21 protein-coding genes and 1 pseudogene are annotated in these 26,275 nt (G+C 64.3%); 10 read left to right on the plus strand and 12 right to left on the minus strand.

From position 1 onward, the window contains the following. The 6 genes and pseudogenes from IFT80_RS20315 to IFT80_RS20340 form a co-directional block, all read left to right on the plus strand. Window positions 1-1,648: pseudogene (locus IFT80_RS20315) on the plus strand (hypothetical protein); the annotation flags it as partial. A 328-nt stretch (window positions 1,649-1,976) separates the two neighbouring features. Then, a complete protein-coding gene (locus IFT80_RS20320; protein WP_192138190.1) occupies window positions 1,977-3,734 on the plus strand; it encodes a carbamoyltransferase family protein in 1,758 nt (585 codons plus the stop codon). Further along, the gene (locus tag IFT80_RS20325) at window positions 3,718-4,848 is read left to right on the plus strand and encodes a glycosyltransferase (protein ID WP_192138191.1); all 1,131 of its coding nucleotides are present in this window, start codon (window positions 3,718-3,720) and stop codon (window positions 4,846-4,848) included. The genes IFT80_RS20320 and IFT80_RS20325 overlap by 17 nt, the downstream gene beginning before the upstream one ends. After that, window positions 4,848-5,744 carry an antimicrobial resistance protein Mig-14 gene (locus IFT80_RS20330; RefSeq protein ID WP_192138252.1) on the plus strand — a complete coding sequence of 299 codons (897 nt, stop codon included), beginning with the start codon at window positions 4,848-4,850 and terminating at the stop codon, window positions 5,742-5,744. The genes IFT80_RS20325 and IFT80_RS20330 overlap by 1 nt, the downstream gene beginning before the upstream one ends. Next, window positions 5,741-7,144, plus strand: a complete 1,404-nt coding sequence (locus IFT80_RS20335; RefSeq protein ID WP_192138192.1) for a PIG-L family deacetylase — start codon at window positions 5,741-5,743, stop codon at window positions 7,142-7,144. Before IFT80_RS20330 ends, IFT80_RS20335 begins: the two co-directional genes overlap by 4 nt. A gap of 18 nt (window positions 7,145-7,162) precedes the next feature. Beyond that, window positions 7,163-8,116: a glycosyltransferase gene (locus tag IFT80_RS20340; RefSeq protein WP_192138254.1), complete on the plus strand. Its 954-nt coding sequence runs from the start codon at window positions 7,163-7,165 to the stop codon at window positions 8,114-8,116. 379 nt (window positions 8,117-8,495) lie between these two features. Here IFT80_RS20340 and IFT80_RS20345 read toward each other — a convergent pair whose 3' ends face one another. Beyond that, entirely contained in the window at window positions 8,496-9,098 is a 603-nt protein-coding gene (locus IFT80_RS20345; RefSeq protein WP_185795362.1) for a lipopolysaccharide kinase InaA family protein, read from the minus strand. Between the two features lie 224 nt (window positions 9,099-9,322). Between IFT80_RS20345 and msbA the strand changes: the two genes are divergently transcribed. Both msbA and hldE read left to right on the plus strand, forming a co-directional pair. Next, complete coding sequence (gene msbA, locus IFT80_RS20350; RefSeq protein WP_122477070.1) at window positions 9,323-11,131, plus strand: lipid A export permease/ATP-binding protein MsbA; 1,809 nt, start codon at window positions 9,323-9,325, stop codon at window positions 11,129-11,131. A gap of 302 nt (window positions 11,132-11,433) precedes the next feature. Next, the gene (hldE, locus tag IFT80_RS20355; protein ID WP_122477071.1) at window positions 11,434-12,855 is read left to right on the plus strand and encodes a bifunctional D-glycero-beta-D-manno-heptose-7-phosphate kinase/D-glycero-beta-D-manno-heptose 1-phosphate adenylyltransferase HldE; all 1,422 of its coding nucleotides are present in this window, start codon (window positions 11,434-11,436) and stop codon (window positions 12,853-12,855) included. A gap of 682 nt (window positions 12,856-13,537) precedes the next feature. On the opposite strand, the gene IFT80_RS20360 is transcribed toward hldE, so the two are convergent. From IFT80_RS20360 to IFT80_RS20375, 4 genes are read right to left on the minus strand one after another with little or no spacing between them, the layout of a single operon-like run. Next, window positions 13,538-14,503 carry a metal ABC transporter ATPase gene (locus IFT80_RS20360; protein ID WP_185795359.1) on the minus strand — a complete coding sequence of 322 codons (966 nt, stop codon included), beginning with the start codon at window positions 14,501-14,503 and terminating at the stop codon, window positions 13,538-13,540. A gap of 41 nt (window positions 14,504-14,544) precedes the next feature. After that, the gene (locus IFT80_RS20365; protein WP_122477075.1) at window positions 14,545-15,357 is read right to left on the minus strand and encodes an aldo/keto reductase; all 813 of its coding nucleotides are present in this window, start codon (window positions 15,355-15,357) and stop codon (window positions 14,545-14,547) included. Next, window positions 15,354-16,529 (minus strand): NAD(P)/FAD-dependent oxidoreductase, encoded by a 1,176-nt coding sequence (locus IFT80_RS20370; RefSeq protein WP_192138193.1) that lies wholly within the window; start codon window positions 16,527-16,529, stop codon window positions 15,354-15,356. The genes IFT80_RS20365 and IFT80_RS20370 overlap by 4 nt, the downstream gene beginning before the upstream one ends. A gap of 42 nt (window positions 16,530-16,571) precedes the next feature. Further along, complete coding sequence (locus tag IFT80_RS20375) at window positions 16,572-16,904, minus strand: DMT family transporter (RefSeq protein WP_122477078.1); 333 nt, start codon at window positions 16,902-16,904, stop codon at window positions 16,572-16,574. A 145-nt stretch (window positions 16,905-17,049) separates the two neighbouring features. Here IFT80_RS20375 and waaA point away from each other — a divergent pair, with 145 nt between their 5' ends. Further along, on the plus strand, window positions 17,050-18,321 hold the full coding sequence (gene waaA / locus IFT80_RS20380; protein ID WP_192138194.1) for a lipid IV(A) 3-deoxy-D-manno-octulosonic acid transferase: 1,272 nt from the start codon (window positions 17,050-17,052) through the stop codon (window positions 18,319-18,321). 79 nt (window positions 18,322-18,400) lie between these two features. Next, a complete protein-coding gene (locus tag IFT80_RS20385) occupies window positions 18,401-18,562 on the plus strand; it encodes a YqaE/Pmp3 family membrane protein (protein ID WP_122477081.1) in 162 nt (53 codons plus the stop codon). A gap of 48 nt (window positions 18,563-18,610) precedes the next feature. Here the strand turns inward: IFT80_RS20385 and IFT80_RS20390 are convergent, their stop codons facing one another. The 7 genes from IFT80_RS20390 to pqqF form a co-directional block, all read right to left on the minus strand. Beyond that, window positions 18,611-20,440, minus strand: a complete 1,830-nt coding sequence (locus tag IFT80_RS20390; protein WP_192138195.1) for a S9 family peptidase — start codon at window positions 20,438-20,440, stop codon at window positions 18,611-18,613. After that, the gene (gene pqqE, locus IFT80_RS20395; protein ID WP_192056484.1) at window positions 20,406-21,566 is read right to left on the minus strand and encodes a pyrroloquinoline quinone biosynthesis protein PqqE; all 1,161 of its coding nucleotides are present in this window, start codon (window positions 21,564-21,566) and stop codon (window positions 20,406-20,408) included. The genes IFT80_RS20390 and pqqE overlap by 35 nt, the downstream gene beginning before the upstream one ends. After that, on the minus strand, window positions 21,520-21,813 hold the full coding sequence (pqqD, locus tag IFT80_RS20400; RefSeq protein ID WP_122477086.1) for a pyrroloquinoline quinone biosynthesis peptide chaperone PqqD: 294 nt from the start codon (window positions 21,811-21,813) through the stop codon (window positions 21,520-21,522). Before pqqD ends, pqqE begins: the two co-directional genes overlap by 47 nt. After that, entirely contained in the window at window positions 21,810-22,562 is a 753-nt protein-coding gene (gene pqqC, locus IFT80_RS20405) for a pyrroloquinoline-quinone synthase PqqC (RefSeq protein ID WP_192138196.1), read from the minus strand. Before pqqC ends, pqqD begins: the two co-directional genes overlap by 4 nt. Before the next feature lie 28 nt (window positions 22,563-22,590). Further along, window positions 22,591-23,502, minus strand: a complete 912-nt coding sequence (pqqB, locus tag IFT80_RS20410; RefSeq protein ID WP_122477090.1) for a pyrroloquinoline quinone biosynthesis protein PqqB — start codon at window positions 23,500-23,502, stop codon at window positions 22,591-22,593. A gap of 79 nt (window positions 23,503-23,581) precedes the next feature. Continuing rightward, window positions 23,582-23,653: a pyrroloquinoline quinone precursor peptide PqqA gene (gene pqqA / locus IFT80_RS20415; RefSeq protein WP_008365141.1), complete on the minus strand. Its 72-nt coding sequence runs from the start codon at window positions 23,651-23,653 to the stop codon at window positions 23,582-23,584. Window positions 23,654-23,783: 130 nt separating this feature from the next. Further along, on the minus strand, window positions 23,784-26,237 hold the full coding sequence (pqqF, locus tag IFT80_RS20420) for a pyrroloquinoline quinone biosynthesis protein PqqF (protein WP_185795353.1): 2,454 nt from the start codon (window positions 26,235-26,237) through the stop codon (window positions 23,784-23,786). Window positions 26,238-26,275 lie beyond the last annotated feature (38 nt).

A 26,275-nucleotide genomic window follows, 5' to 3' on the forward strand; every position in this document is an offset into this window, starting at 1 on the left:
CTGGGTGGACAAGACCCGCTACGTGAACCCCAACCTCAATGGCTCGGTCAACGTGTGGTACGAGCTGATTCCCAGCGCGGGAGCCACGGGGGTTTCCGACAGCGTGCTGATCTCGGTGCAGGATGCCGCGAGCCAGACCTGGCCGGCGCCGCAGATCCACGATCATACCGGTGGGCCGGTCACGTCCTGGAGCCCTGTCAAACCGGGCACCACACAAGCCAACACCGCGAACTTCGTGCTGCGCGATACGCGCCTGCGCATAGGCGATAGCGTCATGCCGTTCTGGCGTGTGGCGGGGAATGCCGACCAGGCGATCCCGCCCATCACCGTCAGCGTTGCGGGTGAAGCACAGGGGGCCATTCCTGCGCCGATTCTGGCGGCTTCGCTGGGCAAGACGGCGGAGGTGTTCTACGCGGTCAATCAAAGCGGGGCGGTGAGGCCGGTGTCGGAGGTGTTGAGTTTGCAGGTGCTGGCGTTCACTTCAGAACAACTGGTAGCGCCAAGCGTTGCCCAGGCCAGCGGTTCACCGGCAGTGCTGGATCTCAACACATTCGCGGGAGATGCCACGGTAGTGGCGGTGCCGTGGCCGTTGATGACCACAGGCCAAACTTACTGGCTGCGCGCGCGAGGGACCCTGGATGACGGCACGACGCGCAGCGAAGAGCTGGCGATGGGAGCCGCAGTGACGGCTGCGCAAGTGAACTCAGGGCTGCAAGTCAACCTGCCTCGCAGTTTCCTGTTGCGACTGGAGAATACCTTGCCACTGACCCTGGAACTGAAAGTGGGTATGGGCAAGAGCGTGAGTGAAAGTGAAGCGGTTATATTTCCTGAAGGAGTGCTGAACATGACTCAGTTGACTTTGGTGCTGCCTGCACCAACTGTGGAAAACGAAACCAACGGGCATTTGGACCCTGCGGCCATTCCCAATACGGGTGTGAAGATCACGACACCGGTGTATGGGGGGGTCGAAGCGGGCCAATGGGTAGGGTTGGAATGGACGGCGGTGGATGACGCAGGGTCCATCACCTTGCCTGCGCGCGAGGTGCTGGCGCAGGACTCACTGGAATTCGTGGTTCCAAAAGCGACAGCTTTGTTGAGTGCGGGTAAAGCGGTCAGTGTTGCGTACACCGCGAGGCGAGTGAGCGGCGGCCTTGTTCAAACCTCTACACCAAGGGCTTTCGAGGTGTCTGCTGGTGACCCAGGCACAGGGCCTATTTCGGAAGGTTTCGAGGGGTTTGCTCATGGGCCAATTTCACTTCCGATCCCGCTAGCTTCATCTTGCGTGATACATGCCTCTAACAACAACTATCGCGCGGTTATTGGCAGTGATCCCGATGGGGCTCCCTATGTGACGGGGAAGTATTTAGAAGTTTCTAGCTTAGCAAATAACGCGTTCTACATTCATTTTGACCCCCCGGTCAACTACTTTAAATTTGGGCTGTATCAGAAGGGTTCCGGAGCCCGAGATGGAAGATTTTCTGTATATGAGGGGAAGGCTCTGGTGACACAGTCAAAATTAATAGATGAGTATTACTGGCTGACTTATCAGGCAGGCTCCGGCCTGAATAAAATAACTCAAGCATTCCTCGAGATTCCGATTGGTAATAACCCCGTGCGCCTTGATAATCTCACTATCAAGCGCGTGTAGTGTTGATGCTTTCTATCCCATATACGATCCAGTGCAGACTTTCAGCAACAATCGTAGGTGGCTAAAAAGCTCGATGTGGCCCTGCCGGTGCAGAGTCATCGGCGGTGCTCACTCCGAAAGGCGACAAGCGACCCATGCATCACCTTCTGTCGTCGGAGTTGCATTTCCTGAGGCCAGCCTGCTTGCTAGCGACTCTGCCTCCCACAATCTTGCGTGATGTGGGGGGTGTGTCTGGCGGGCCGCTTATTACGCTATAATCCCCGCCTTTCGCCGCCCGCCGTGCCCGATCACCGCGCGCGCACCCATTCCGCTCAAAGAGGCTAGACCCTTGGCATTGACGATTCTTGGCCTGTCCGGCGCCCTTAGCCATGACCCTTCCGCGGCGCTGTACATCGACGGCAAGCTGGTTGCCGCCGCAGAAGAAGAGCGCTTCGTGCGCGACAAACATGCAAAGAACCGCATGCCCTACGAATCGGCCAAGTTCTGCCTGGAACAAGCCGGCATCAAGCCGTCGGACGTTGACGTGGTGGCGATTCCGTTCGCCCCCATCAGCCTGTTCGGCAAAGCCCGTTGGCACTACGCCAAGCGCTACTGGTACGCCCCGGACCGCGCCCTCGACGCATTGCTGATGGGCAACCGCCGCTACAAGCGCTACCGCAACAAGATCGTTTTCTGCCTCGAGCAACTGGGCTTCGATGCGAAGAAAATCAAGATCGAGCCGGTCGAGCACCATCTGGCGCACGCCTCCAGTGCCTACCACTGCTCGGGCTTCCAGGAAAAAACCGCGATCCTCGGCATCGACGGCAAGGGTGAGTACGCCACTACGTTTTTCGGCTACGGCGATAACGGCAAGATCCACAAGATCAAGGAGTTCTTCGACCCGGATTCGCTGGGCGGCCTGTATGGCGCGATCACCGAATTCCTCGGCTTCGAGATGCTCGACGGCGAGTTCAAGGTCATGGGCATGGCGCCCTATGGCGACGCCAGCAAGTACGATTTTTCGCGCCTGGCTTCGTTCGAGAACGGCGAGCTGGTGATCAACACCGACTACGCCAACGTCATCGGCCTGCGCCGCTATAAAGAGAAGGGCAAGGGTTACTACTTCTCGCCCAAGCTGATCGAATGGTTGGGCCCCAAGCGCGAAGGCGACATCGCCGACGAGCCGTACATCCACTACGCGGCCAGCATGCAGGCGTTGTTCGAAAAACTCGCCCTGCAGATGATCGACCACTACCTGGGCGACGTGCTCAAGCAGACCGGCAAGCTGGCCTTCGCCGGTGGCTGCGCGCTGAACGTCAAGCTGAACCAGAAGATCATCGCCCGCCCGGACGTGAAGGAGCTGTTCGTGCAGCCGGCTTCCGGCGACGCCGGTACGGCGGTGGGGGCGGCGGCCTACGTGTCCCATGCCCGCGGCGTGCCGGTGGAGAAGATGGAGCACGTGTACCTGGGCCCGTCCTACACCAACGAAGACGTGATCGCTGCCTGCGCGCGTCATCCGAACAAGCCCAAGGGGCGCATGCTGGGTAACATGCCCAAGCAGATCGCGCAGATCATGGTCGACGGCAACCCGGTGGCCTGGTTCCAGGGGCGCATGGAGTTCGGCCCGCGGGCGCTGGGTGGTCGTTCGATCATCGGTTGCCCGAGCGTGCCGGGCGTGGCCGACCGCATCAACCACCAGATCAAGTTCCGCGAGCGCTGGAGGCCTTTCTGCCCATCGATGCTCGACACCGTCGCGCCGCAGATGATCAAAATCGACCATCCGGCGCCGTTCATGACGTTCACCTTCGAGGTGGCCGAGGAATGGAAAACCCGCGTGCCGGAAGTGGTCCACGAAGACGGCACCTCGCGCGCCCAGGTGCTCAAGCGCGAGTACAACCCGCGCTACTACGACATGATGAAGGCCCTCGAAGAGCTGACCGGCAATGGCGTGTCGCTGAACACCTCGCTCAACCGCCGTGGCGAGCCGATGATCTGCTCGCCCACCGATGCGTTGAACATGTTCTACGGCTCGGACCTCGAGTACCTGGTCATGGAAGACATTCTGGTGGTCAAAGAGGGTGCTCAAGCCTATGACGCGCTCGACTGAGCGTCATGTGCTGCAGTTCTGCCACGGCTATGACGGGCCGTTCCTCGACTGTGCCCGTCAGTACGCCAGCCTGTTCGTGGGCCGTGGCTACCGGGTGACCACCGTGTTCCTGACCGGCGCGGCCGATGCCCAGGTGGCCGCTGGCTGCGAGAGCGACGAAGTGCTGTTCATGGAGTTCAGTTCCAAGGACATCCGTGGCTTGAAGCTGGGTGCCATTCGCGAGCTGCGCAAGATCACTGCTGCGCGCACATTCGCCTTCTGCATCGCGCACCGGTTCAAGCCTATCTATGTTGCCCTGCTCGGCACTTCGCTGCCGGTGATCGGCGTGCACCATGCGTTCGGCGACTATCAGCGTCGTTCGCGCCGTGTGTTTGCGCAGTTGTTCCGCAAACGCTTGAGCCTGCTGGGCGTGTCCGATGCGGTGCGCGACGACATGCGCCGCTGCCTGCCCGGTTGGGCGCCCGAGCGCATCGCCACGCTGTACAACCGTTTGAACACCTTTACCTTGCAGCAACAATTGCTGCCTGCGGCCGAAGCCCGCCAGGCGCTGGGCCTGGCGCCCGATGCCTGGATCGTCGGCAACGTCGGTCGCCTGCACCCGGATAAGGACCAGGCGACCTTGCTGCGCGGCTTTGCTTTGGCCTGGGCAAAACTGCCTCAGGAAGCGCTGCTGGTGATCATCGGTTCTGGGCGCCTGGAACAGAATCTCAAGGACCTGGCCGTGGAGCTGGGCATTGCCGAGCGCGTGCGGTTTCTTGGCCAGGTGGCCCAGGCGCGGCTGTATTTCAAGGCGTTCGACGTGTTCGCCCTGAGCTCCGACCACGAGCCGTTCGGCATGGTCCTGCTTGAAGCGATGGCGGCCAATGTGCGGCTGCTGGCCACGGCCTGCGGTGGCGCACCGGAGATCGTCGAGGGCGTCGGTATCCTGTTTCCGCTGGGTGACGCCGAGCGCCTGGCACAGGGCCTGGAACACATGGCCGGGATGGATCGCTACCAGCGCGCGCAGTGCGAAGCGCACATGGCCGAACGCCTCGAGACGCGCTTCTGCGACCGCGCGGTGCGCAAGGCTTTCTGGCAACTGCCGATGGTCACCGCACTGACGGCGGCCACATGATGCTCAACCGATTGCAGAGCGTGCGCGAACGGGGCTGGCAAACTGTGGACGCGGCCACCTATGCCCAGGCCTGGACGCAGTTCGGCGGCAGTGTGGCGACGCACCCGCTGGTGGTCGAGCGGTTGGCTGCGCTGGCCGGCATTCCGGTGCGCTACCTGGGGTGGGAGCAGGCGGGCGAACTGGTCGCAGCGATACCCACCTGGGGGCGCTACCTGGCGCTGTCCAAGGACGTGCTCAAGCAGGCCGGCAAGAAGGGCCTGTACGATCTGGGCAACGCCGAGTTGATTTTGCCGGCGGCTGCCGATGCCCAGGCACCGCTGCGCCACCATGGGCGTTATCTGTCGGAGCTGAACCAGGGGCGTTTCAGCGGCTTGAAGGCGCAGGCCGAGAGCCTGGCCATGGCCCGCACGCCCGAAGACCTGTCGAAGAAATTTCGCTACAACCAGCGCCGCGAACTGCGTCTGCTGGAAGAAGCCGGCGGCGTGGCCAAGCCCGTCAGTGAATTCACCAGCGCCGAGCTGGCAGCGATCTACTGTGACCTGTTCCAGCGCCGCTGGGGCTTTGCCGCGACCGGCGCCGAGCGGATGGCCGAGGTCATCGACCTGCTGCGCGAGCTGATGATCGGCTCGGTGCTGCTGCTGGGCGATGCGCCTGTTGCCATTCAACTGGTGTACCGCGTCGAGGCCCCAGACTGGGTCAGCGTTGAGTACGTCAATGGCGGGGTGGATCCGGAGAACCGCGCGTTCAGCCCTGGCAGCGTGCTCAGTTTCCTCAATACCCAGAGCGCCTGGGAGCAGGCCCGCGCGGTGAACAAGCCACTGCGTTTCTCGTTCGGCCGGGCCGACCGAGAGTACAAGGACCGCTGGTGCAACCCCGTTCCGGTGTTTCAGGCATGAGCCGCAAACAGGCGTTGCTCGCCCGGCACCGGCGCAACAAGCGTCGCGTGCTGCTGGCCGGGCTGGTGGTGATGCTGCTGGCCGGCGTGCTGGTTGCCTGGTGGCTGCCGCTGCCCCTGTTGTTGCTGGCCTGGGTGGCCCATGAGGCGTGGTTTGCCGACCATTTGTTCTATTCGCCGGGCGACGATTACGCCTACAGCTTCGACAGCGAGGCGGAGCTGGCCAAAGTCAGCCTGAACGGCGAGGTGCTGCAGGTTGCAGAGCACGTCGAGGCGGCGGATACCTTGATCCTGGCGCTGGATGTGAAGGCGTCCTGGCTGGGGCGTCTGTTCGATCCGTATGTGCAGTTGCTCGGGAGTGAGCTGAACGACCGGCAGACGTTCGAGCGCGGCGTCGATGGCCTGCGCTACCTGAATCTGAGCGGCTTTGCCGATGAGCTCAATCACGGGCGCCTGCGCTTGCGCGGGCGGTTCTGCCGCATCGTTGGCGAGCCGCGTTTGTGGCGCTTTCAGCATCCGGATTTCACCCGGCACACGGTCATGGTCATTGCGCCCCATGCCGACGATGCCGAGCTGGCGGCCTATGGTTTGTACAGCCGCGCGGCGAGCAGTTGGATCGTGACCTTGACGGCAGGCGAGATCGAAGCCGAGCACTATCAGGCGATGGGCCTGGCGCCGGCCGACGCCGCTCGCTTGAAGGGGCGCCTGCGCGCCTGGGACAGCCTGGCCGTGCCGCGCTGGGCCGGGGTGCCGGCCGAGCAGTGCGTGCAGTTGGGGTATTTCTGCCTGCAACTGCCAGCGATGCAGGCGGCACCCGAGCAGCCGTGTGGCTCGCGCGAGGCGGACATGACTGACATCCGTCCGTTCCGCCAGCTCAATCCGTTCGCCCTGCCGGCCGATGCCGATGGCGCGCCGACCTGGAACAATCTGCTGGCCGACCTGCGTGAGCTGCTGCAACGGGCGCAGCCGGATGTGCTGGTGATGCCCCACGCGAGCATCGACCCGCATCCGGACCACATCTGCGCGCAGGCAGCGGTGCTGCAGGCGTTGCAAGGGGTGGCGCACCAGCCACGCTACCTGCTGGGCTATGCCAACCATTTGCATGACAACGACCGTTGGCCCATGGGCCGTGCTGGCGAAGGCGTGGCCCTGCCACCGTTTTTCGATGCCCGTGAACGGCTGCTGCCGTACAGCCTGCCGGTGGGTGCGGCGGTGCAGATGGACAAGGCCATGGCGCTGGGCATGATGCACGACCTGCAACCGCCGGCGCCGTTCAAGCGTCGCGTGCGGCGTTGGCTGCAATGGTTGCTGGCCGGTCGACGTTGGCCGGCGACGGGTGAAAACGAATTTTTCCGCAAGGCGGTGCGCCGCCACGAACTGTTCTGGCGCAAAGACTTATAAGGTGCCGTTAGCACAATGATGAAAGTACTGTTCCTGGTGCAGAAAGAGCAGCGCGCCATTCTCGATCGTCTCTATGAAGGCATTGCCGCGCATTGCGAGTGCGATCTGCGCTGGTTGGACGGCGCGCAGCAGCGCGATCTGAAAGGGTATTTCAAGCGCGAAGTGGACGTTGCCCGGTACGACCGCATTCTGTTTTTCCTGCGCTTCAAGCAGGAGATTCGCCAGGTGGCGTTCATTCGTTCGGTGCCCAATCTGGTCATCCTGGAGCATGACGCCTACCAGAACTACATCGCGTGCAAGTACACCGGCAAGTTCAGCGCGCACTACCAGCAGCTGCCGTGGGTGCGGGTGATCAGTTCGGGGTTCATGGTCAGCGAACGCTTGCGCGCCGAGGGCTTCGATGCGCATTTCGTGCCCAAGGGCTATGACCAGGCCCTGCTGACGCCGCAGACCCGCGAGCGCGATATCGAGCTGGCTTTCGTGGGCAGCACCAAGAGCGTGGCCTACAGTGGCCGCAAGCAGATGCTCGATGCGATCGGCCAGGTGGAGCCGTTGCTGGTGACGCGGACCAACAGCGGCCAGGAGTATGGCGATACGCTGAACCGCATCCGTTTTTTCGTCAGTGCCGATGTGGGCATGGGCGAGTACATGATCAAGAATTTCGAAGCCATGGCGTGCGGGTGTGTGCTGTTCACCTTCGATCAGGGCGAGGCGGAAAACCGCGCGCTGGGGTTCGTGGACATGCACACGGTGGTGCTTTACGACAGCGTGGCGAGCTTGCAGGCCAAGCTGGCGCAGCTGCGCCGCGAGCCGGCACTGGCCGAGCGCATCGCCGCGGCGGGGCAGGCGCTGGTGCTGGGGGAATACGGTTTCGACCGGATCGGTGAGCGTATCGTGCAGGCCATGCAGCCGCCGCTGCGCCCGCATCCGCCATTGACGGTGTGGCAACGCCTGCGGTTGGCCTTGTCCTAGCAACGGCGGTGCGGCTTTCGCGGCCACTGGCCGCTCCTACAGGGGATTGCGCTGTACTTGTGGGAGCGGGCTCTGCCCGCGAAACAGGCGCTGCGGTGTGTCAGGCCGAACCGCGGTGCGGCTTTCGCGGCCACTGGCCGCTCCTACAGGGGATTGCGGTGTACCCGTAGGAGCGGTCATCGGCCGCGAAACAGGCGCTGCGGTGTGTCAGGCCGAACCGCGGTGCACCCTTCGCGGCCACTGGCCGCTCCTACGGGGGATTGTGGTGTACCCGTAGGAGCGGTCATCGGCCGCGAAACAGGCGCTGCGGTGTGTCAGGCCGAACCGCGGTGCGGCTTTCGCGGCCACTGGCCGCTCCTACGGGGGACGGGCCATGGTGCTACTTGAGCAGGGCTTTGTTGAGCTCGGCCAAGGGGAAGCAGGCGGTCAACTGTTCACGCTCCAGATACCGGGAGAAATGCTCGAGGTTGCGCTTGATCAGGCGCTTCGACAAAGGCCCGCGGGTGAAGCTCATGTCGGCCATGTCGATCAGGCCCAGCTCTCCTTCGGGCGTGACGATCACATTGCCCAGGTGCAGCGAGCGGAAATACACCCCTGAGCGATGCAACCGGCGAATCATGGCGATCAGCGGCTCCAGGCTGTGTTGCCAGGTGAAGTCGGCGGTGTCCATCAACTGACGCAGGTTCCTGCCTGGCAGGGGCTCGTACAGTACGGCGGTCATGCCAGGCTTGTCCAGACGATAGTGCTGCAGCACCTTCAAGGTCGGCACGCCCAGTTGCTGCAGGCGTTGGGCGTTGGCGATGAAACGCGCCGAATACGGGCGCAGCAGGGCTGAGGAAAACAGCCGTTTGCGGCGGAAAAGTTTCAGGATCTTGCCGTCTGCGAGCAGGTACACTTTCGCGCCATGGCTGTCGGCTTCCAACACCTTGGCGCCGGTGATCAGCGTGTCAAAAGCGGCCAGAGGAAGGCGGGTGCATTGCATCGTGATAAGGCCTTGATTGAAGAGGGCGGGTGGCATGATGCCCAAAAGCGCCAGCATGTTCTACCGCCAGGCCGAACTGCGGCGCGGCTTTCGCGGCCACGGACCGCTCCTACGGGGGATTGCTTTTCCCGCGAAGGGCGCGACTCGGTCTGGCTGCAGCACCGCGATCCCCGATCGGCCCCCTGTGATAAAATTCCCGTTCTACGCCAACAGTGAGTTAGACGATGAGTGATTCACCGCGCCCAGCGGAACAGGATTCAAGTCTGAAAATCTATTTGCGACTGCTCAGCTACGTTCGCCCCTACGTGGGCATGTTCCTGATCAGTATCATAGGTTTCGTGATCTTCGCCTCGACCCAGCCCATGCTGGCCGGCATCCTCAAGTATTTCGTCGACGGCCTGAGCAATCCCGAAGCGGTACTGTTCCCCAATGTGCCCTACCTGCGCGACCTGCAACTGCTGCAGGCGGTACCCATACTGATCGTGCTGATCGCCGCCTGGCAGGGCCTGGGCTCCTACTTGGGCAACTACTTCCTGGCCAAGGTATCGCTGGGCCTGGTCCACGACCTGCGCGTGGAGCTGTTCAACAAGCTGCTGGTACTGCCCAACCGCTACTTCGACACGCACAACTCCGGCCACCTGATTTCGCGCATCACCTTCAACGTGACCATGGTGACCGGCGCTGCGACCGATGCCATCAAGGTGGTGATCCGCGAAGGCCTGACGGTGGTGTTCCTGTTCATCTACCTGATCTGGATGAACTGGCAACTGACCCTGGTCATGCTGGCCATTCTGCCGCTGATCGCCGTCATGGTCGGCAGCACCAGCAAGAAATTCCGCAAGCAGAGCAAGAAGATTCAGGTCGCCATGGGCGATGTGACCCACGTGGCATCCGAGACCATCCAGGGCTATCGGGTGGTGCGCAGCTTCGGCGGTGAAGGCTACGAGCAGAACCGCTTTGCCAAAGCCAGCCAGGGCAACACCGACAAGCAACTGCGCATGACCAAGACCGGCGCGATCTACACGCCGATGTTGCAGCTGGTGATCTACACCGCCATGGCTGTGCTGATGTTCCTGGTGCTGTACATGCGTGGCGATGCCACGGCCGGTGATCTGGTGGCCTACATCACCGCAGCCGGTTTGCTGCCCAAGCCGATCCGCCAGCTGTCGGAAGTCAGCTCCACGGTGCAGAAGGGCGTGGCCGGTGCCGAAAGCATCTTCGAGCAGCTGGACGTCCCCCCCGAGCTGGACACCGGCACAGTGGAGCGCGAGCGCGTTGGCGGTTCGCTGGAAGTGCGCAACCTGAACTTCACTTACCCCGGCACCGATCGCCAAGTGCTCAGTGACATCAACTTCACCGCCAAGCCGGGGCAGATGATTGCGCTGGTGGGGCGTTCGGGCAGTGGCAAGTCGACCCTGGCCGGGTTGATCCCGCGCTTCTATCACCACAATCAAGGTGAAGTGTTGCTCGATGGCGTGGAGATTGCCGACTACCAGCTGCGCAACCTGCGCCGGCATATCGCGCTGGTGACCCAGAGCGTGACACTGTTCAACGACAGCGTGGCCAACAACATTGCCTACGGTGACCTGGCCGGTGCGCCGCGCGAAGACGTGGTGGCGGCGGCGGCCGATGCCTATGCCAAGGAATTCATCGACCGTCTGCCCGAGGGTTTCGACACGCAGGTGGGCGAGAACGGCGTGCTGTTGTCCGGTGGCCAGCGCCAGCGCCTGGCGATCGCCCGGGCGTTGCTCAAGAATGCCCCGGTGCTGATTCTGGATGAAGCGACCTCGGCGCTGGATACCGAATCGGAGCGACATATCCAGGCTGCGCTGGACCATGTGATGAAAGGGCGGACCACCTTGGTGATCGCCCACCGACTGTCGACCATCGAAAAGGCCGACCAGATTCTGGTGATGGACCAGGGCCGCATCGTCGAGCGCGGCACGCACGCGCAGTTGCTGGCGCAGAACGGCTATTACGCCAGGTTACACGCCATGGGCCTGGACGAACCTGCGAAAACCGACATCACCTGAGCCCTACAGGACTGCGATTTCCCTATGGCATTACGCTATTGCGCGTGATTGCGGTCCCCTTGCAGGAGCGGTCATCGGCCGCGAATCGGACGGCTCGGTGTGTCAGGTGATACGCGGCGTTCCCTTCGCGGCCACTGGCCGCTCCTACGGGGATCACTGCTCGCACATGGTAATCCGCGGCGCACCCTTCGCGGCCACTGGCCGCTCCTACGGGGATCACTGCTCCCGAGGTGGGGTGGGGGGCCTATCGGGTGCTTGCGTGTTAATATCGCCGCCCTGTTCATTTTGTATGTGGGTTGCCCATGAAGTTATCCATGCCGCGATTCGAGTCGGCCCCTGTATTGGTGGTCGGCGATGTCATGCTCGACCGTTACTGGCATGGCGGTACTTCGCGCATCTCCCCGGAAGCACCGGTGCCGGTGGTCAAGGTCGAACAGATCGAGGATCGGCCTGGTGGTGCCGCCAACGTTGCGTTGAACATCGCCGCACTGGGTGCGCCGGCTTCCCTGGTGGGTGTGACCGGTACCGACGAGGCCGCCGACAGCCTGGGCAACAGCTTGAAGGCTGCCGGCGTCACAGCGGTGTTCCAGCGCATTGCCCACCAGCCGACCATCGTCAAGTTGCGGGTCATGAGCCGCCATCAACAACTGTTGCGCATCGACTTCGAAGAAGCGTTTGCCACTGACCCGGTAGCGCTGGGCAACGAAGTCGAAGCGTTGCTCGAGGGCGTCAAGGTGCTGGTGCTGTCGGACTATGGCAAGGGCGCGCTGAAAAACCATCAGGCGCTGATTCAGGCGGCGCGCGCGCGCAACATTCCCGTGCTGGCCGACCCCAAGGGCAAGGATTTCTCGATCTATCGAGGCGCCAGCCTGATCACGCCCAACCTCAGCGAATTCGAAACCATCGTCGGCGGTTGCGCCGATGAGGCAGAACTGGTGGCCAAAGGCGCCGCGCTGATGAGCGAGCTGGATCTGGGCGCACTGCTGGTGACCCGTGGCGAGCACGGCATGACCCTGTTGCGCCCTGATCATCCGGCCCTGCACTTACCCGCGCGGGCCCGTGAAGTGTTCGACGTGACTGGTGCCGGCGATACCGTAATCTCCACCCTGGCAGCGGCCATCGCCGCAGGCGAAGAGTTGCCCCATGCGGTGGCCCTGGCCAATCTGGCGGCGGGCATCGTGGTCGGCAAGCTGGGTACGGCGGCGATCAGCGCACCTGAACTGCGCCGTGCCATCCAGCGCGAGGAAGGTTCGGAACGCGGCGTGTTGAGCCTCGAGCAGTTGCTGCTGGCGATCGACGATGCGCGGGCGCACAACGAGCGCATCGTGTTCACCAATGGCTGCTTCGATATCCTCCATGCGGGCCACGTGACGTATCTGGAGCAGGCCCGCGCTCAGGGTGACCGGCTGATCGTGGCGGTCAACGATGACGCGTCGGTGAGCCGTCTGAAAGGGCCGGGTCGGCCGATCAACAGCGTCGACCGGCGCATGGCGGTGTTGGCCGGGCTCGGGGCGGTGGACTGGGTGATCAGTTTTGCCGAAGGTACACCGGAAAACCTGCTGACCCATGTACGCCCGGATGTGCTGGTGAAGGGAGGGGATTATTCGATGGAGCAAGTGGTAGGTGCCGATATCGTGGCCGCCTATGGCGGCACGGTAAAGGTACTGGGGCTGGTGGAAAACAGCTCGACCACCGCCATCGTCGAGAAAATCCGCAGCCGTTGAAGCGTCAGGTTTTACCACGTTCCCGCAAATGCACCGTGTCCACCGCCGACGCGGCTCGCGCCGCTGCTACAGGGACCGCGTCCACCGCCGACGCGGCTTGCGCCGCTGCTACAGGGACCGCGTCCACCGCCGACGCGGCTCGCGCCGCTGCTACAGGGACCGCGTCTACCGCCGACGCGGCTTGCGCCGCTGCTACAGGGACCGCGTCTACCGCCGACGCGGCTCGCGCCGCTGCTACAGGGACCGCCTCCACCGGCGACGCGGCTTGCGCCGCTGCTACAGAGACCGTGTCCATCGCCGACGCGGCTCGCGCCGCTGCTACAGGGACCGCGTCCACCGGCGACGCGGCTTGCGCCGCTGCTACAGGGACCGCGTCCACCGGCGACGCGGCTTGCGCCGCTGCTACAGGGACCGCGTCCACCGCTGACGCGGCTTGCGCCGCTGCTACAGGGACCGCGTCCACCGCTGACGCGGCTTGCGCCGCTGCTACAGGGACCGTGTCCACCGCCGACGCGGCTTGCGCCGCTGCTACAGGGACCGTGTCCACCGCCGACGCGGCTTGCGCCGCTGCTACAGGGACTGCGTCCACCGCCCCCCCCTGTAGCAGCGGCGCAAGCCGCGTCCGGCCGCACCGCGGTGTTCCAGGCACACCGCATGACGGTATTCGGTAGGGGCAATGGGATTACTTGTGCAGACCGCTGCGCACCTTGCGAACCAGCACCCGCGCCTTGACCTTGAATTTTTGCAGGCTGGTACGCGGCTTCTTCGGGATGGCCAGGCCTTTTTCCGCCACCCAGTCGCGCCAGCGCACGCGTTCGTCGCGGACCAACCAACCTTCTTGTGCAGCGAAACTCTCGGCCAGGTAAACGCCCCGTGTGCCTGCGGCGTGCAGCTTGTCCTTCTTCAGGGTGTACAGCTCGGCGACCGGCTGACCGTCCTTCAGCGGGATCAGGTACAGGTCGGGCCTGCTCCGGCTCAGGCGGGTGATCAGCTCTCCTTTTTCCAGGCGCTCCTCCACATGGAACAGGCTGAGCCCCTTGGCCTGGGGCGGCACCTCCAGGCGCAGGTCGTAGACCAATTGCAACGAAGCCGTCGGCACGTGCACGTAGGCCCGGGGCCGCTCGATCAGGTTCAGGCTGCCACAACGCACCGGGCGTGCCGCGCCGGAACGGGTGCTCAAGCGAAAGGGCAGGGGCTCGTGATAGCGCAGCACCTGGTCATACGGCGTCGGCAGCCAGGTGTCGTTGAAACGCCCGCCCAGCCAGCCTTCCGAAGTCTCCAGCAGACACTCCTCGGCGATTTCCTGAATGGCCGTGTGCAGCGGCAGATTCACCTCATGGGCCGGCACATAGCCGGAGATCAGCTTGAGCACCACATCGCCGCGGTCTTCGCGGCGTTGACGCACCAGCACCCAGTAGTCGCGGCCACGCCAGTTCAAGGTCAGCCGGACCGACACGCCGAGGTTGGCCAGCTCCACGCGAAAGCGTTCGCTGTCACTCACCTCGACCGGTTTGCGCCGTTCCAGAGTCTGAGCGAAATTCAACGGCATGCCCACGGCTTCGTAACTCAGGGCTTCGGGCGTGGCTTCGACGGCAAGGGGCAGGGTCTTGAAATTGCCAGGGTTCTTTCGTGTCAGGGTACGCGGCATTACGGCTCCTTCTTGCGTCGGGGTCGGCCGCGTCGGCGGCGTCAATTCCTGAGTAGCACGGCAGCGGCTGTCGCTACGTTGTGGGACAGGTGCAGCGGATTTATCGTTCCGACAATAGCACTGGCGACCCCAGGGTGGGCGAACAGCAGCTCGAAGCTGGCACGCACCGGATCGACCCCCGGTGCCAGGCAGGCATGGCCGCTGGCCAAGGCCTTTTTCACCAGGATGGCCTTGCCGTGGGCAGCTGCGTAGTCGAGCACCGGGCGCTCGGACTGCTCGCTCAGGTTGTAGGTGACCATGGCGCAGTCCCCGGTTTCCAAGGCTTTCAGCCCGCCCTGAACGGTCTTGCCGGAAAAGCCGAAGCCACGAATCTTGCCTTCGGCTTTCAGTGCCGCCAACGTCTGGTACACCTCACTGCCCTCGAGAATCTCCAGATCGTTGCCGTCCGAATGCACCAGCAACAGATCGATGAAGTCTGTTTCCAGGCGTTTCAGGCTGCGCTCCACCGAGAACCGCGTGTGCTCGGCACTGAAATCGAAGCGTGACTGGCCGGCCTCGAACTCTTCTCCCACCTTGCTGACGATGACCCACTCCTGACGCTGGCCACGCAGCAACGGGCCCAATCGCTCTTCGCTGATGCCGTAGGCCGGCGCGGTGTCGATCAGGTTGATGCCCAGCTGACGCGCCTGGTCGAGCAACATGCGCGCTGCGCTATCGTCGGGGATGGTGAAGCCGCTGGGGTATTTCACCCCTTGGTCGCGGCCCAACTTCACCGTGCCCAGCCCCAGGGGAGACACCCGCAGGCCGGTGTCGCCCAGCGGGCGGTGCAGATCGTGCAGGGTCGGCAGGCTCATGGCAGCAGTTCATCCCAGACAGGTGTGGCCAGGGCCGGCTTGGGCAGTTCGGGCAGAGGCGCATGCGCGAGGGGCGAAATGCCGTCGCGCTGCAAAGCGCCGATGACCCGGTCGGCGAAGTCGGGCGCCAGCGCCAGCTTGGTCGGCCAGCCCACCAGCAAACCGGGCTGATCGGCCAGAAAGGCGTTGTCCGGGCGCACCAGCCCCGACTGCGCGGGTTCGGCGCGATTGACCCGCAAGGTGGCCCAGCGCATCTGGCTTTGATCGACCCACGGCAACAGGTGCGCGATTTCCTTCTGCGCGGCGGCGATCTGCTGCGCCGGTTCGCGGGCCACGCCGTCGGCCTCGGCGATCTCGCCACCCAGGTACCAGACCCATTGGCCGTCTGCCCCCGGATGGGTGGTGACGGTGATGCGCGGCTTCGGTCCACCGCCCAGGCAATGGGCATACAACGGTTTCAGGTTGGCGCCCTTGGCCAGGACCATGTGCAGTGGCCGACGCTGCATTGCCGGTTGTTCTATACCCAGCGCGGTCAACAGGGCCTGGGTGCCTTCGCCGGCACTGAGCACCACGCGCTGGGCACGAATCATCCGGCCATCGACGATTAGCCCAGCCAGCCGGCCCTGGTCATACAAAGGCTCGATGCGCTCGCCGGCCAGCAGCCCATCACCGGCCAGCTCGGCCAGCCGCGCGACCAGGCTGGGCACGTCGACCACCAGCTCGGCCAGACGGTAGACCTTGCCCTTGAAGGCGCGGTCCTGCAACGCCGGTGGCAACTGCTCGCCCTTGACCTGATCGACCCGACCACGCACGGCCTTGCTGGCGAAGAAGCTGGTGAGGTTGCCCGCCAGGGTGCCCGGCGACCACAGGTAGTGCGCCTCGGACAGCAGCCGCACACCCGAAAGATCGAGTTCGCCCTCACCGGCCAGCGCTTCACGCCAGCGCCGCGGCATGTCGGCAATCGCTTCGGACGCCCCGGTGAGCGCGCCGTGCAGGGCGTATTTGGCGCCGCCGTGAATGATCCCCTGGGCCTTGAACGTCTGCCCGCCGCCCAGGCGCGCGTTCTCCACCAGCACCGTCGAATAGCCCAGGGCGCGCAGCCGCGCGTTGAGCCAGAGCCCGGCGACACCGGCGCCGACGATGACGATATCAGTGGACAGTTCAGACGGCATTGCAGACCTCGCAGGCTTGGACAGGCGGGGGAGTATACAGCCTCAGTGCCCGGTGGTTTTCGAGAACAGCTGGATCACCACCACGCCCAGCACGATCAACGCCATGCCGAGCATGGCCGGCAGGTCGAGCTTCTGCCCGTAGATGAACAGCGCGGCGACGCTGACCAGCACGATGCCCATGCCGGCCCAGATGGCGTAGGCGATACCCACCGGCACGGTGCGCACTACCAGGGTCAGCATCCAGAAGGCGATGCCATAGCCGACCACCACCAGGATCAGCGGCAGTGGCGTGCTCAGGCCCTTGACTGCCTTCATGGACACGGTGGCGATCACTTCGGCGCAGATGGCGATGGCAAGAAAAACATAGGCGTTCATGGTGGAGCTCCTTTTCGATGCAGGCATTCTAGGCGATGCGCGGCCACTGGGGGCTGGTCCCTTTCGAACCGTCAGCGGTCAATCGGTTCGTGCGGTGTCTGCCGGTGCTTGGTCAAGCACGGCGACCTGAGTAAACTTCGCCGCCATGAACAGAACTCTCTACACCTTGCTGTTTCACCTGGGGCTGCCGTTGCTGGCCGTGCGTCTATGGCTGCGCGCGCGCAAGGCACCGGCCTACGGGCAGCGCCTCGGCGAGCGTTTCGCCTACCGGCTGCCGGCGATGCAGCCGGGCGGCATCTGGGTGCACGCCGTGTCGGTGGGCGAGAGCATTGCCGCAGCGCCGATGATCCGCCAGTTGCTGCTGCGCCACCCCGAGCTGCCGATCACCGTGACCTGCATGACCCCGACCGGGTCGGAGCGCATCCAGGCACTGTTCGCCGGCGAGCCACGTATCCAGCACTGCTACCTGCCGTACGATCTGCCCTGGGCGTCCGGCCGCTTTCTCGACCACGTGCGGCCGCGCCTGGCAGTGATCATGGAAACCGAACTGTGGCCCAATCATATTCACCAGTGCGCCCGCCGCGGCATCCCGGTGGCGTTGGCCAATGGTCGGCTTTCCGCGCGTTCGGCCAAAGGCTATGCCCGCTTCAAAGGCCTGACCGCGCCGATGCTGGCCGAGATGAGCTTGCTGGCGGTGCAGACTGCAACCGAGGCGCAACGCTTCCTGGACTTGGGCGCACGTCCGGAATGCGTGCAGGTGACGGGCTCGATCAAGTTCGACCTCAGCGTCGACCCGGCCGTGCCCGTGCGCGCAGCCCGGTTGCGCGAGCAGTGGCAGGCACAAGACCGTCCGGTGTGGATCGCTGCCAGCACCCACGAAGGTGAGGATGCGGTGATATTGGCCGCCCACCGGCAACTGCTGGCCAGCCATGCCGATGCCTTGCTGATTCTGGTTCCGCGGCACCAGGAGCGTTTCGCTTCGGTCCACGGGCTGTGCCAGGCGCAAGGGTTCAGTACGGTGCAGCGTTCGCTCGAGCAAGCGGTTACGGCGACTACCCAGGTGTTGTTGGGCGATACCATGGGCGAGCTGCTGTTCCTCTATGCACTGGCAGACGTTGCCTTCGTTGGCGGCAGCTTGGTGGAGAACGGTGGGCATAATCCGCTGGAACCGGCAGCCCTGGCCAAGCCGGTGTTGAGCGGGCCGCACATGTTCAACTTTCTCGAAATAGGCGCGATGCTGCGCGAGGCCGGGGCGCTGGTCGAAGTCGACGACGCGCAAGGCTTGGCAACGGCGCTGCGGCGGTGGCTGGAGCTGCCTCGCGAAGCGGTGCGCAGCGGGCAGGCTGGGCTGGACGTGATGCGAGCCAACCAGGGTGCATTGAAGCGGCTGCTCGATGGTCTCGACGCCCAGCTCTAGGGCTTGGGTGATACAGCCGCGTGCGGAACGCCGAGGATTGCCCGAGGTCTGTTATGCATCGACCTCAAGGAGCTGCATCATGGACATCATTCGCATCATTTTCGCCATTCTTCTGCCGCCAGTCGGCGTGTTCATGCAAGTCGGATTCGCCGGCGCGTTCTGGCTGAACATCCTGCTGACCCTGCTGGGCTACATTCCTGGCATCATCCACGCGGTGTACATCATCGCCAGCAGAAGGTAATGCCGCTCCCGGTGCGCTCGTCTGCCTGACGACCGCACCGGTACCCGTTCAAAGCAGATCGGATAGCCCGCGGTCGTCCTCCTGCATGACCTTCAGGTAGAAGCGCCATTCATGCTCCAAAGCATGGGCCAGGTTGGCTGCATTGCGAAAGCCGTGCCGTTCCTCGTCATAGTAGTGCGCTTCCACCGGCACACCTCCCGCCTGCAACGCGGCGACCATGTCACGAGTCTGCTGCGGCACCACCACTACATCCAACTCTCCCTGAAAGAAAATCACCGGGGCTGTGATTCGATCGGCGTGCAGCAGCGGAGTGCGCTCTTCGTAGCGCTGTCGGTCGCTGTCCGGGTCGCCGATCAGCCAGTCCAGGTAGTCGTTTTCGAACTTGTGGGTGACGCGCCCCAACGCGGCCGGATCGCTCACGCCGTACAGGCTGGCGCCGGCCCGGAACACCTTGGCGAACGCCAGTGCACACAGCACGGTATAGCCGCCCGCGCTGCCACCGCGTACGAACGCGCGTTGCGCATCGATGCGGCCTTGCATGGCCAGATAGTCGACCACGGCGCAGGCGTCCTGCACGTCGGTTTCGCCCCAGCGCAAGTGCAGGGCATGGCGGTAGGCACGGCCATGGTTGCTGCTGCCGCGATAATTGAGGTCGGCCACGGCGAAACCGCGCTGGGTCCAGTATTGGATGCGCGGGTCGAAGACCGGGTAGCACGCCGAGGTCGGACCGCCGTGGATGAACACCACCAATGGCGGATGGCGCTCGTCGCCCTGCGCGGCATAGAAGAAGCCGTGAGCCTGCTCACCGCCGCTGGGGTAGCTCAGCGGCTGCGGTAGGCTGACCTGCGCGGCCGGCAGCGGCGAATACCCGCCCGCCAGGATGCGCAGGCTGTGGTCGTGCCGGTCGATGGCAATCACGGCCGAAGGCTGCAAGGGTGAACCGGCGATGGCGTAGAGCTGGTCGGCATCCATGGCCAACGCGCGAAACCGCGTGAACTCCCCACTGTAATCCAGGCAATGGCCCTGTACATCGCACAGGCCCAGGCGGCCGAAACCGTCGTCGAACCAACTCGCCAGATAGCCCTGATCGGCAGCCGGGAGCCAGGTGCAGGCACCCAGTTGCCAAGGCGCCGCGGCATGATCGGCAAGCGCCGCGGGCAGTGGCGCCCAGTTGTCGTCGACCTCTGCCCACGGCTGCCAGAAGCCGTTCGCATCGGACAGGCAATACAGCCGACCCTGTTCATCGAAGCGCGGCTGCTGCAGGCTGAAACCGCTGGCCACGCATTCCGCCACGGCCGCCAGTTCGCTGCACATCAGCCGCGTCTGGGTCCAGGGTTGATGCGGGCGGTCCCACTCGATCCAGGCCAGACGGGTGCCGTCCGGGCTCAACACCGGCGAGGCGTAGAAGTCGGCACCTTCGGCCAGCACGCGGTGACGCTCGCTGGCCAGGTCGATGGCCACCAGGCGATGAGTGTCGCCGTCTTCCTCCACCGTCAGCACTTGGCCTGCGGCATATTCCAGCCCCCCGTAGCGCTTCTGGCCGAAGCTCAACGGTTGCGGCAGGCCGCCGGTCACCGGCTGACGGTAGAGCTGCTGGTCGGCCTCGTTGACGAACACCAGTTCGTCGTTCGCCAGGCAGAACGACCCACCGCCGTATTCGTAGACCCGGCTGCGCGCGCTGTAACCGTCGGGCGTCAGGCAAACCGCCACACCGTCCTGCTCGGTCCACAGGCGGCAGGCGCCATCCTGGGGACGGAACTCGTTCCAGAACACGCCAGCAGGGCCGACCCGAAGTTCGGCGAAATCGGTCCCGGCAGCTACGGCCTGGGAGGCGCTGAAGCGGTCATGCTTTGGCGATGAGGCGTGAGTTTCGGTCATTGCGAAAGGCCAATTGTTCGATCGTCTGGGTAGCGTGTTCCGCTTCTTCACGAGCCCGCAGGATCACGCCATGGTGGGGCGACTTGCTGCACACCGGGTCGGCGTTGGCGGCATCGCCGGTCAGCATGAAAGCCTGGCAGCGACAGCCACCGAAGTCCTTCTCTTTCTCGTCGCACGAGCGGCATGGCTCGGGCATCCAGGCATAGCCGCGGAAGCGATTGAAGCCAAAAGAGTCGTACCAGATGTGCTGCAGGCTGTGATCGCGCACGTTGGGAAACTCCACCGGCAGCTGACGCGCGCCGTGGCACGGCAGCGCGGTGCCATCGGGCGTTACGGTGAGGAAAATGCTGCCCCAGCCGTTCATGCAGCCCTTGGGGCGTTCTTCATAGTAGTCGGGCGTGACGAAAATCAGCTTGCAGGCGCTGCCGGCCGCTTCCAGCTTGGCGCGGTATTCATTGGTAACGCGTTCGGCACGCACCAGTTGTTCACGGGTGGGCAACAGGCCGGCACGGTTGAGCTCGGCCCAGCCGTAGAACTGGCACGTGGCGAGTTCGACGAAGTCGGCCTCCAGGGCCACGCACAGCTCGATGATGCGGTCGATCTTGTCGATGTTGTGCCGGTGGGTCACGAAATTCAGCACCATCGGATAGCCGTGGGCTTTCACTGCACGGGCCATTTCCAGCTTCTGCGCGAAGGCTTTTTTCGAGCCGGCCAGCAGATTGTTGACCTGCTCGTCGCTGGCCTGAAAGCTGATCTGGATATGATCCAGACCGGCGACCTTGAAGTCGGCGATCTTCTGTTCGGTCAGGCCGATGCCCGAGGTGATCAGGTTGGTGTAGAACCCCAGGCGCCGGGCTTCGCCGATCAGCTGCGCGAGGTCCTGGCGCACCAGCGGCTCGCCACCGGAGAAACCGATCTGCGCGGCGCCCATTTCGCGGGCTTCGGCCATCACCTTGAACCACTGCTCGGTGCTCAGTTCCTTGCCTTGGGCGGCGAAGTCCAGGGGGTTGGAGCAGTACGGGCATTGCAGCGGGCAGCGGTAGGTCAGTTCCGCCAGCAGCCACAGCGGCAGTCCGACTTCAGGCGTGGGTGGCAGGCTGGGCAAGTTCGATCCAGTGCTGTGCACGGGCGACCTCCATGAATTGCTCGATATCGATGGCCAACTCGGGCACACCGGGGAACTGCGCGTCGAGCTCGGCGATGATCGCGGCCACGCTGCGCTGGCCGTCGATCAGGCCGCCAATGGCACTGGCACTTTCGTTGAGCTTGATCATGCCCTCGGGGTACAGCAGCACGTGGCCTTTCTGCGCCGGCTCGTACTGGAACCGGTAGCCCTGGCGCCAGCGCGGGGTTTGTAGACGATCGAAGCTCATAGGGCGATCCCCTTGTGCCAGACACGCTGGTCGGTAACGCTGTGATAGGGCGGACGGTTCAGCTCGTAGGCCATGCTCATGGCGTCGAGCATGCTCCACAGGATGTCCAGCTTGAACTGCAGGATTTCCAGCATACGCTGCTGGCCCGCAACCGTGGTGTAGTGCTGCAGGGTGATGTGCAGACCATGTTCCACGTCGCGCCGGGCCTGGCCCAGGCGCGTGCGGAAGTATTCGTAGCCGGCCGGGTCGATCCACGGGTAGTGGGCTGGCCAGCTGTCGAGGCGCGACTGATGGATCTGCGGCGCGAACAGCTCGGTCAGCGAACTGCTCGCCGCTTCCTGCCAGTTGGCCCGGCGGGCGAAATTGACGTAGGCGTCCACGGCGAAACGTACGCCAGGCAATACCAGCTCCTGAGAGCGCAACTGGTCGGGATCCAGGCCCATGGCCTGGCCCAGGCGCAGCCAGGCTTCGATGCCGCCGTCTTCGCCGGGGGCACCGTCGTGGTCGAGCAGGCGCTGGATCCACTCGCGACGGATCTCGCGGTCCGAGCAGTTGGCCAGGATGGCTGCGTCCTTGAGCGGGATGTTGACCTGATAGTAGAAACGGTTGGCCACCCAACCCTGGATCTGCTCGCGGCTGGCGCGGCCTTCGTACATGGCCACGTGATAGGGGTGGTGGATGTGGTAATACGCACCCTTGGCACGCAAGGCCTGCTCGAATTCGGCGGGGGTCATGGGGGTGTCGGACATTGCGGTTCTCCTGGGGAATGGGGCGCCACTACAACTCGATGCTCATCCCATCGAACGCCACTTCGACACCGCGCTTGGCCAGTTCGACGCGCTGTGGCGAGTCTTCGTCCAGGATCGGGTTGGTATTGTTGATGTGGATCAGCACCTTGCGCTGGCGCGGCAGGCCTTCCAGCACTTCCAGCATGCCGCCGGGGCCGCTCTGCGCCAGGTGACCCATCTCACGTCCGGTCCGGGTGCCAACGCCACGTCGCTGCATTTCATCGTCGTCCCACAGGGTGCCGTCTACCAACAGACAATCCGCTCCGGCCATGCGTTCGAGCAACGCGTCGTCGACCTGGCCCAGGCCCGGCGCATAGAACAGCGTGCCACCGGTACGCGTGTCTTCCACGATCAAGCCCAGGTTGTCGCCCGGATGCGGGTCGAAGCGGTGGGGCGAGTAGGGCGGGGCGGCACTGCGCAGCGGCAGCGGGGTGAAACGCAGGTGCGGGCACGCCGGAATCACGAAGCTGCCTTCAAGCTCGATGCGCTGCCAGTCCAGCCCGCCATTCCAGTGGCTGAGCATGTTGAACAACGGAAAGCCGGTGCTCAGGTCCTGATGCACCATGTCGGTACACCAGACTTGATGCGGGCAGCCTTCGCGCAGGCTGAGCAGCCCGGTGGTGTGGTCGATCTGGCTGTCGAGCAGCACGATGGCCTGGATCCCGGTATCGCGCAGGGCTCGGCCTGGCTGCATCGGCGCAAAACCTTGCAGTTGTGCGCGAATGTCCGGCGAGGCATTGCACAGCACCCAGTTGACCCCATCGTCGGACAGGGCAATGGACGACTGCGTGCGCGCATGGGCGCGCAGGCTGCCATCGCGAAAGCCGCTGCAATTGGCGCAATTGCAGTTCCACTGGGGAAAGCCGCCGCCGGCGGCGGAGCCAAGAATCTGGATATACATGGAGAACTCGCAGCATCAAGCCTGGAAATGAAAACGCCCCGGTCAGTGACTGGCCGAGGCGTTGCGTTGCAACTGAAGCTTAGCGGCTTGCGAAGTACATGGTGACTTCGAAGCCGATGCGCAGATCAGTGTAAGCAGGTTTGGTCCACATAAGAGATCTCCTTCTAGGTTGATGGGCTTGTAGCATTAGTCCGCCCCGACCGTAGGACGTTCAATGCTCCTTGGGCGACTATGTTACTAAATAAGATAGGCGCCTACGGTTAATTATTCGATAAAGTCCGTTACCTGCCTGGTAACGATCGCTGCGCCGGCAGCCACGCAGGCTCCACCGCAGGGCCTGTAGCCAGGCACAGCCAGCCACCGGTGCCGCTGGCCAGTTGCTGCGCCGCCTGTTGCAGATCGCTCGGGCGCAGCTCGCGCACCGCCCGCTGCAGGGCAGCCAGATAGTCGGCGCCATGGCCGGCCTGGCAAGCCTGCCAGAGCAGATCGGCCAGGGGCAGCAGGTCCATTTGCGAGCGCTCGTGACGATTGGCCAGTTCTTCGCGCTGGGTGTCCAGCGCCGCAGGCTTGCAGGCCTCGACCAGCGTCGGCAGGGTTTCGATGAAGGTCTGCACATGGCCGAGAATATCGGCCAGCGGTGCATGAGGCGACTGAACGCCGAACACCAGACCCGTGCGCCCCGCCACCTGGCGCAGGCCGCTGAACACGGCGTAGCCCAGTTGCAGCTCGCCCCTCAGGCGCTGGTAGAACGGCGTCTGGCACAGCTGCGCGAGCAGGCGCCAGGCCGCTTCGTCGGCAATGCTCTGGCTGGGTACCGGGCAGAACAGCAGCAATGCATGTTCGCTCGATTGGCACGGCACGTGGCTCCAGCTGCGCCCCGAATGGGCCGGATGCGGTTGCGCAAGATGCGGGCTGGCCGTGCCGGGCATCTTGCGCAACGCATTGTTCAGCGCACTGCGTTCGCCGTCGTCCATGCCGACCGCCAGGCCATCCCAGCGCGCCGCGCCCCACAGCTTCTGCAGCGCCAGGGGGCGCAGGTCTTCATCGGAGGTACGGCTGTGGAAATAACCCAGGCTGTGGTCGGGCAGGCGCTTGAGCAGTTCCTTGATGGGGGTCAGGGTTGCGCTCGGCGGTTCCTGCCCGGCCTGATGCCAGACCTCCGGGGCGGGTATGGCGAGCAGCTCCAGGGCCTGTTCGAGCAGCGCCGGAATCGGCGCCTGCACACCACTGAGCTTGAGTTGCCAGTCGTCGCCCAGGCTGCTGAAGACCATTTGCACACCGGCCTGGCGGGCTTCTTCGGTGAGTTTGCGCAAGCTGTCCTGCAGGGTGCGGAACAACCCCTGGTGGCGCGAGGCATTGACCCGCCAGCGCAGGTGCAGCGCCGCTTCGTGGCTGTGTGCCGAAGCGCCGTGCCAGTACGCCAGGCCTTGTGGGTCGGCCACGGGGTGATCCGGGCGCCGGCTGGGGCGCAGGAAGCGATTGCGTGGCGGCAGCCGCCAGCGACCGGCGAGGTCGCGCTCCGGACCGGCTTCCATCGGGTGCAGCAGGTGTTCCGGGCGCAGTTGTTCGAGCACCTCGCGCAGCGCCTGCACGGCTTGTCGGCTCAACTCGCACGGGGTTTCGTCACTGTGATGGCGGGCCAGCTCCAAGGCACTGGCAACCTGCAGACGGCGCTCGTTGAGCAGGCGGAATTCTTCGCGCAGGCCCTGCCAGTCGTCGTGGGCCTGGAAGAACTCTAGCCAGTCGAAGCACAGTTGGCTGATCAGCGCCGTGGCCGTTTCGCCCGCCGGGGTGAGCTTGAATTCGATATTGATCAATGCCTGGTCGGCGAAGCTGTAGAAGGTGCTCAGCTCCAGGCTTTGCACCAGTTGCCGACGGCGCAGCTCGGCCAGCAGCCCGCCGTGCTGACTGGCGCCCAGCCAGGTGCCGAGGAACTCCAGCGCCTGGGTGGCACCACGGGGCAGGTTTTCGCAGGCGAACAGCAGGTTGAAACGGCTGCTGTCCGCACGTTCGACCGCCTCTCCCGGCGTGCCTACCAGCGGCGGCGGGGCGAGCTGTTCGGCGGTATCGCCGGGGCGCAGCGCACCGGCCACTTTTTCGGCCATGGCGCGCAGCTGTTCCAGCGGTTGCGGGCCCACCAGGCACAAGGTCATCTGCCCGGTCTGGTAGAAGCGCCGGTAGAAGCTGCGCAGGTCCTGCTGGAACGAGTCGCGCGGCACCGGCAGGCTGTAGCGGTTGCCGGCGTGGAACGCGCGCAACGGATGCTCGGCGTCCAGCGCACTGGTCAGCCATTGCTGGTGGCGTGCCTCGGGGTCGCGCGACCAGGCGACGAACTCGGCATGCAGCACTTCGCGCTCGCGCAATTGCTCGGCCTGGGTCATGCGCGGATGGCCGAGCATGTCGCACAGGCGCTCCAGGGCGCCGGCGAAGGCGCTCACCGGGACCTCGAAGAAATAGTCGGTGCAGCGCTCGCGCGTGCTGGCGTTGATCTGCCCGCCGTGGTTCTGCACGAAGGCCATCAGGCCATGGTCGCCACTGTGGCGTTCGGTGCCGAGAAAGAACAGGTGTTCGAGGAAATGTGCCAGGCCCGGCCAGGCGGCAGGTACGTCATGGCTGCCCGCAGCGACGCGCATGAAGGCGGCGGCACGCTTGAGACGCGGCTCATGATGCAGGCGCACGTGCAGGCCGTTGTCGAGCACCACGTGTTCTGCGGCCGGCAGTGAAGGATGAGGCATGTCAATTCCCTTTGAGCGGTAAGGCTGTAGGGAATCAT

The organism is Pseudomonas sp. CFBP 8771, assembly GCF_014841695.1.
Lineage (GTDB): Bacteria > Pseudomonadota > Gammaproteobacteria > Pseudomonadales > Pseudomonadaceae > Aquipseudomonas > Aquipseudomonas baltica.